This is a genomic window from Nocardioides sp. (assembly GCF_035429765.1).
GTDB lineage: Bacteria > Actinomycetota > Actinomycetes > Propionibacteriales > Nocardioidaceae > Nocardioides.
Genome location: NZ_DAOMFK010000142.1, coordinates 1 through 3,758, shown reverse-complemented (window position 1 = coordinate 3,758; position 3,758 = coordinate 1). Strand labels below are relative to the sequence as shown.

Here is a 3,758-nt window from a genome sequence, read left to right as displayed (position 1 = left end):
GGTCGCCGCCAGCCCAGGTTGTGGCTGATCCGCCTGGCCGCCTCCACCAGCGGGCGGACCAGGTGGTGCAGCAGGTCGGGGTTGTCCGGATCGGCGTGGCCCGCGATGGACAGGGCAGCCACGACCCGCCCGGTGCGACCGCGCACGGGGGCGGCGATGGAGACCATGCCCGCCTCGGACTCGAAGACGTTCTCCCCGTACCCCTGCCGGCGCACCTGGGCCAGCTCGGCCAGCAGCGCCGTCCGTGAGGTGATCGTGTGGGGGGTCTTGCGGGTCAGCCGCATGGACTGCACGAGCCGGGCCTGCTCATCCGGCTCCAGGTGGGCCAGCAGGACCTTCCCCGTGGAGGTGACGTGGGCGGAGTTGCGGCCGCCGACCCGGCTGAACACCGGGATGCCGCGGGGGCTCTCCCTGCGCTCCACGTAGAGCACGTCGGTGCCGTCCAGGATGGCAACGTGCAGGGTGTGGTCGGTGACCGCGCGCAGCTGGTCCAGGGCCAGCGTCGAGGCCTGGTGCAGCGACAGCGCGGTCTCGGCGCTGACCCCGAGGTTGCGCATCGTCGGGGTGAGCCGGAACAGCCCGGTGTCGTCGACCTTCTCGAGCAGGTCCTCGGCCACCAGGGTCCACACCACGCGGTGCGCCGTGCTCTTGCCCACGCCCACCCGCCGGGCCAGCTCGCTGACCCCCAGCTGGGTGTCGCCCCGACCGAACTCGCGCAGCATCCGGGCGGCCGTGGCCACACTGGTGAGGGTCTGGGTGGTGCCGGGGACGCGGGTCACCGGGGCTCCCCCCGGCCCACCCGCAGCAGGGCGCGACGCATCGAGGCGACGTCGCCGGCGAGGTCGGCCTCGCCCAGCGCCGTCCCCGCGATCTCACGGGCCAGCAGCCGCGCGCTGTGCACCAGCCCCAGCCGCTCGGCGACCACGAACTCGTCGACCAGCGCCTCGCGTCCCGGGAAGGCCCGGCGCACCGCCTGGCCGTCGCGGATCGCAGCGGCGTGCTGGTTGGCCAGCGCCACCCCGGCGTGCTGCGCGTGGTGGGCCCCCAGCCCCCCGCCCGGGGAGACCGAGAGGTGGTAGACGACGTCGGCGACGCCGAGCACCCGGCGTACGGCGGCGGGGTCGTCCTGCCCGGAGGCGCCGACCAGACCCAGCTCCGGCAGGATGCTGGCGTCGAAGAAGCGCACCGCCCAGCGCACCCCCGCGTACTCGTCGGTGAGCTCCACCTCCGGGCCGCGGGGTGCCGGCAGCGGGTCGGTGGTCGCCACCAGGTGCAGGTCACGGGCGGCAGCCACCGCCACCGTCACCCCCGAGCGGGCCGCCAACGGCATCGCCGCCCGCTCCGCCGGCGCGAGCAGGTCCAGCTGGGTGAGGTAGGCCCGGTGCAGGGCGCGCACGTAGTCGGCCAGGCTGCGGCGCATCGCCTCAGGGCCGGCGGCCACCCAGTCCTCGTCCATGGCTCCTCACAGGTCGGGTGTGTGACCCACCTTACGGACTTGCGTCCCGCATAGGGGTACGCACTTCCCCGTATGCGGGACGGCGGGCCTACTTTTCCTTCCATGACCACACCGGCCCGGGACCCGCTCCAGCGGGACGAGGAGCGCCACGGCGTCGACTACGCCGAGGGCACCCCGTCGGGGACGACCCGGGAGGTGCTCCGCGACCTCGTGCCCGGCCGGACGCCGCTTCGCCCGACCCGGACCCCGGGCGGCATCCTGCGGCTGGCCCACGTGGACATCACCGTGACCGACCTCGACGTCGCCACGGCGTACTACACCGAGGTGATGGGGATGGCCGTCAGCGGCCGGGACACCGACTCGGTCTACCTGCGCTGCTGGGACGAGACCGACCACCACTCGCTGCGGCTGCGCTACGCCCCCCGGGTCGGCTTCGACCTGATGGCCTACAAGGTCCAGCACGAGGACGACCTGGACGACCTGGAGAACAAGGTCGCCCGCTACGGGCTGCCGGTGCAGCGGGTCAGCCGCGGCGAGAGCGTGGGCCAGGGCGAGAGCATCCGTTTCGCGACCCCGAGCGGGCACGTCATGGAGCTGGTCCACGAGGTGGAGCGCGTCGCGGCCACCGGCCGGGGCCGCACCAACCCCGACCCGTTCCAGGCCCAGGGCGAGCCCGGCCCGCCGAGCCGGATCCGGCCCCCGAGGATGGACCACCTCCTCGTCACCGCCGAGGAGGTCGGCGAGTCGACGCAGTTCTACATGGACGTGCTCGGCTTCCGGATCACCGAGCAGCTGCTCGACGGGAACGGCCACCAGCTCGGGACCTGGCTCGAGCGCTCGCACTCGCCGCACGACCTGGCCGTGGTCCACGGCGCCAACGGCGGGCTGCACCACTTCGCCTACTGGCTCGACGACTGGGACGACGTGCGCGACGCCGCCGACGTCCTGGCCTACAACGGCATCCAGCTCGACGTCGGACCCACCCGGCACGGCATCACACGGGGCTCGACCATCTACTTCTTCGACCCGCTGGGGACGCGCAACGAGGTGTTCACCGGCGGCTACCGGCCCGACCCGGACTTCCCGACGATCACCTGGACCGAGGACAACGTCGGCCGGGCGATCTTCTACTACGAGGGCGAGCTCAACGACCGATTCATGAAGGTGCACACCTGATGTCGATTCTGCGTCTGTCACACGTCGAGCTGCGGGTCCCCGACCTGGAGCTGGCCACCGCCTACTACGTCGAGGTGGTCGGTCTCGTCGAGACCGCCCGGGAGCACAACCGGGTCTTCCTCAAGTGCTGGGACGAGCACCAGCACCACTCCCTCGTGCTGACCCTCGAGCCCACCCACGGCCTCAACCACCTGGGCTTCAAGGTGACCGACGCCGCCGACCTGGACCACTACCAGGCCCGGCTCGGGTCCGCCGGCGTGGCCGTGAAGCGGTACGCCGCGGGCGAGTGGGCCCCCGGGCACGGCGAGGCGATCCGCTTCGAGCTGCCCAGCGGACACCAGATGGAGCTGGTCCACGGCATGCAGCAGGTCGGGAACCTGCTGCCGCAGACCAACCCGCCGCCCCGGCCGATGGGCCTGGTGGGGATGGCTCCGCCGCGTGTGGACCACATCTTCCTCACCGCGGAGGAGGTCGACACGGTCACCCGGTTCCTGGTCGAGCAGCTCGACTTCCGGCTCACCGAGCAGGTGCTCGGCGACGACGGGTTCCAGATCGCCACCTGGCTGGAGGTCTCCCACACCTCCCACGACATCGCCCTGATCACCGGCCCCAACGGCGGGCTCCACCACTTCGCGTTCTGGGTGGACGGCTGGAACGACCTGCGCACGGCCGCCGACGTGTGCGCCTACCACGGGGTCACCCTGGAGACCAACCCCACCCGGCACGGCGCTACCCGCGGTCAGTGCCTGTACTTCTTCGACCCGGTCGGCAACCGCAACGAGATGTTCACCGGCGGGTACTGGGTCGACCCGGACGCCGAGCCGATCACCTGGACCGAGGCGGAGATGGGCCGCGCGCTGTTCTACTACGACGGCGTGGTGAACCAGAAGTTCCTGACGGTGCACACATGACGAGCCTGGACGAGGGTGTGGTCCCGACCGGTGCCGCCGACGGGACCGGCCGCCCCGCGGCGCTGCCCCGCACCGAGCGGCCCGACGCGCCGGCGTACCTCCAGCGGCACCGGCCGCGCGGTGATGGCCGCACCGCACCGGGGGACGAGCCGGGGGGCGGGGCGGACGACACGCCGCCCTCCCTGCGACGCTTCCCCGAGCGGCAAGGGGGGGGG

Annotated in this window: 5 protein-coding genes; 3 read left to right on the top strand and 2 right to left on the bottom strand. The window is 72.7% G+C overall.

Going from position 1 to position 3,758, the window contains the following annotated elements; all coding sequences use genetic code 11:
* Together PLP61_RS12435 and PLP61_RS12430 are read right to left on the bottom strand one after the other, a co-directional pair.
* Positions 1-779, bottom strand: a 779-nt coding sequence (locus PLP61_RS12435) for an IclR family transcriptional regulator (RefSeq protein WP_324503041.1), incomplete at its 3' end; no start/stop codon positions are given.
* Positions 776-1,456, bottom strand: coding sequence for a hypothetical protein (locus PLP61_RS12430; RefSeq protein ID WP_324503040.1), 681 nt, complete (start codon positions 1,454-1,456; stop codon positions 776-778). The genes PLP61_RS12435 and PLP61_RS12430, both read right to left, overlap by 4 nt.
* A 102-nt stretch (positions 1,457-1,558) precedes the next feature.
* On the opposite strand from PLP61_RS12430, the gene PLP61_RS12425 reads away from it, so the two are divergent.
* From PLP61_RS12425 to PLP61_RS12415, 3 genes are all read left to right on the top strand, one after another.
* Entirely contained in the window at positions 1,559-2,632 is a 1,074-nt protein-coding gene (locus PLP61_RS12425) for a catechol 2,3-dioxygenase (protein WP_324503039.1), read from the top strand.
* A complete protein-coding gene (locus PLP61_RS12420; protein ID WP_324503038.1) occupies positions 2,632-3,543 on the top strand; it encodes a catechol 2,3-dioxygenase in 912 nt (303 codons plus the stop codon). The genes PLP61_RS12425 and PLP61_RS12420 overlap by 1 nt, the downstream gene beginning before the upstream one ends.
* Positions 3,540-3,758: hypothetical protein (locus tag PLP61_RS12415; protein WP_324503037.1), on the top strand; the 219-nt coding region annotated here is incomplete at its 3' end. The genes PLP61_RS12420 and PLP61_RS12415, both read left to right, overlap by 4 nt.

What these genes read in the sequence shown, in the direction of transcription:
- PLP61_RS12425 (WP_324503039.1), top strand. Translation starts at nt 1,559, where the DNA reads ATGACCACACCGGCCCGGGACCCGCTCCAGCGGGACGAGGAGCGCCAC.
- PLP61_RS12420 (WP_324503038.1), top strand. Translation starts at nt 2,632, where the DNA reads ATGTCGATTCTGCGTCTGTCACACGTCGAGCTGCGGGTCCCCGACCTG.
- PLP61_RS12430 (WP_324503040.1), bottom strand. Translation starts at nt 1,456, where the DNA reads ATGGACGAGGACTGGGTGGCCGCCGGCCCTGAGGCGATGCGCCGCAGC.